This window comes from Streptomyces sp. NPDC006743, assembly GCF_040703815.1.
Taxonomy (GTDB): Bacteria; Actinomycetota; Actinomycetes; order Streptomycetales; family Streptomycetaceae; genus Streptomyces.
Window position 1 is genome coordinate 1 of record NZ_JBEYJA010000141.1, and the last position, 2,632, is coordinate 2,632.

Genomic DNA, 2,632 nt, shown 5'->3' on the forward strand with positions numbered 1-2,632 from the left:
ACCCGCGTACTGGACGTACTCGGGTGATGCGACAACGCGGCGAGGTGCCGTGCCGGGCGTCGCGAGCCGGTGAACCTTCCCGGTCACAGCACTAGTGGATCGCGGCGGCCCTGAACGCAGCCGTCCGCACCCTCTGCCGCGCATTCCGCCAGGGGGACACACCATCGGCCATGGAATATGTATGCGAACGCCGCCTCGAACGCGCCAGGGCGGAGCTGACCTCGACACGTCTGCCGTGTCCGAAATCGCTGCTCGCTGGCACTCGCCGACGGCAGCCATTTCGTCAAGGCAGACAAGAAACGATTCACCGAGACTCCCGCCGCGGACCGGTGACCGGCCGTGAGGGGGCTGCGGCGGTCGTACAGCGGCGCCACGGCCCAGGCGCTCCGTCCTGTGCGGGTTGAGGATGGCCCGCCGACGCGGACGGCCTTCCTGTCGGTGCGGGCGGGGTCCGTCTAGGCGACGGACCCCGCCCGCACCCTGACGAGTGGTTGACTCCTCAGCCGGTCCGGCCGAGCACCGCGCATACGCGCTCGGGGTCGGTGACGGGTGCCATGTGGGCGGCGCCTTCGACCGTCAGGAGCCGGGCCCCGCGCCGGCGCGCGGTCTTCGCAGTGCCGGCGAAGAAGGGTGACCCCCCGCACCATATGTACGTCGCCGGTGGCCGAGGCTGGCCGGACACCAGGTCCGGCAGGGGTTCCTCGTGGGTGGCCCGGCTCATCGGCCGGGCCCGCGCGTTCACCCACTCCAGGTCGGCCGCCGTGAGACCCATGGTCTCGAAGCCGAGGGGAGGGATCAGCCATGCCTCCTGCTCCGGCCGCAGAGCGGCAGCGGCATCGCAGGCGTCGCGCAGGACGGGTTGGAGGCCGAAGGCCGACTGGCCCGGCGAGGGGAAGAACGCGTCCAGATAGACGAGTTGCCGGACGCGCCGCGGTCGCTCGTGTCCGGCGCCGGTGATGACCATGCCTCCGTAGCTGTGGCCCACGAGGGTCACGTCGGTGAGTTCGTGGCGGTCGAGCAGGCCGACGATCTCGGCGATGTGGGTGCGCAGCCCGACGCCGGGTTCGGCCGGGGCGAGCGAGGGGCACAGGACGGTGTGGCCCGACGCCCGCAGTCCGGGGGCGACCCGCTCCCAGGCCCAGCCGCCGAGCCACGAACCGTGTACGAGAACGAAGGTGGCCATCACCCCTCCGTTCCGGCCTTGGCCGCCCAGGCGGAGCGGATGTCCCGCAGCACCCACTTCAGACGGTCGTCGGGGATCAGGAACCCGCCGACCCCGGACGAGAACAGCACGTCGTAGACGCGCTGGGACACCTCGGTGAGCCGCTCCTCGAAATCCTCGCCGTGCTCCGGTTCCGCGGGGAGCAGGATGACGACGGTGTCCTCCCGCTGTTCCACTGCCTCGACGGCGAAGTCCTCGCGCGGGCGGTGGCCCGACTCCTCGCACAGCACCGCTTTCGGGTCGGCGACGAGCCTCTCCCGGTAGGCGCTGTCGTTGACGAGCCGGAGGGTGTGGCGGGTGCCGGCGTCGTGTTTCATGTGCTGCTCCGTGTCGTATCGGTGCCGGTCCGGGCCTCGCGGAAACCTCGGCGCATGGCCAGCAGTTCGGTCTTGAGCCGTTCGGGCAGCAGCCAGACGAAGCTGTCCCCGCTGCGCCACAGGTCCATGAGGTTCACGGGCTCACCGCGGTCCGGCTCGTCCGGCCGTTTCGCGGGTGGGAGGACGTAGTACAGGGTGTCGCGTCTCTGCAGCCTGACCTGCACCTTGATCCCCGGGGCCACCCGCACCCCCATCGACGCCAGGGCCTCCAGGGGCTCGCGTTCCAGTCGCGCGGCGAAGGACGGGTCCTCCCAGGCCCGGCGGGTGAGTGCCGTTTCGAGATCCTGGCCCCCGTCCGTCTCGTGTGCCCTGACGGGCTCGCCCGCCTCGGTGCTGGCGTCGGCCGGTACGGCCCGGTCCTGGCTCCCCTGTCCGGGGAGCGCGGCGACCACCTTGACCTCGAGGAGGAACCCCGGTGCGAAGAGCGCGGACACGCCGACCAGTGTGCTCGCGGGCGCTTCCGCGACACCGGCCCGCAGCGGCCCGAAGATCGCGGGCAGCAGCTCCGGGGTGTAGTCGACGACGTAGACGGTCTCGTCGACGATGTCGTCACGGGTGGCGCCGACCGCGGCGAGCGCGGCGTCGAGGTTACGGGCGATCTGTGCCGCCTGGGCCCCGTGGTCACCGAGTCCCACGGGCCGTCCTCGCTCATCCCAGGCGACCTGCCCGGAGAGATGCACGAGCCGCCTTCCCTCGACGGTGACGACCTGGGTGATCTGGTCGGACGGGCTGTGCACGGACGGTGGATTGACGCGGGTCACCGACATGATCAGCTCCTTGATGAGGGCGTACCCGCCCAGGCGGTCAGCAGTTCCACGCTGCGCGGGTGCAGGCTCAGCGCCCGCGAATCGCGCTGCGGTTCGGTGCGGCGCTCCGTCAGCCCGGTCGGGCCGGCGCCTACGGCGATCACGTCGGTGTTCATCGGAGATGGCCTCCTCTATTTAGTGAACGGCGTTCACGTGAACGGCGTTCACTATAGTGAGGTCCATGAGCTCCCCGTCAACCCCGGCCCGAGGCCGGCCCGCCCGCCTCG

At 71.1% G+C, this 2,632-nt stretch carries 4 protein-coding genes; all 4 read right to left on the reverse strand.

Annotation, left to right across the window (positions count from 1 at the left end; all coding sequences use genetic code 11):
* Positions 1–499: 499 nt before the first annotated feature.
* The 4 genes from ABZ719_RS37460 to ABZ719_RS37475 are packed head-to-tail and all read right to left on the reverse strand — an operon-like array spanning position 500 to position 2,521.
* A complete protein-coding gene (locus ABZ719_RS37460) occupies positions 500–1,183 on the reverse strand; it encodes an alpha/beta hydrolase (RefSeq protein WP_366729640.1) in 684 nt (227 codons plus the stop codon).
* Complete coding sequence (locus ABZ719_RS37465) at positions 1,183–1,539, reverse strand: hypothetical protein (protein ID WP_366729641.1); 357 nt, start codon at positions 1,537–1,539, stop codon at positions 1,183–1,185. Before ABZ719_RS37465 ends, ABZ719_RS37460 begins: the two co-directional genes overlap by 1 nt.
* Positions 1,536–2,366, reverse strand: a complete 831-nt coding sequence (locus ABZ719_RS37470; RefSeq protein WP_366729642.1) for a Rid family hydrolase — start codon at positions 2,364–2,366, stop codon at positions 1,536–1,538. Before ABZ719_RS37470 ends, ABZ719_RS37465 begins: the two co-directional genes overlap by 4 nt.
* A gap of 2 nt (positions 2,367–2,368) precedes the next feature.
* The gene (locus ABZ719_RS37475; protein WP_366729643.1) at positions 2,369–2,521 is read right to left on the reverse strand and encodes a hypothetical protein; all 153 of its coding nucleotides are present in this window, start codon (positions 2,519–2,521) and stop codon (positions 2,369–2,371) included.
* Positions 2,522–2,632 lie beyond the last annotated feature (111 nt).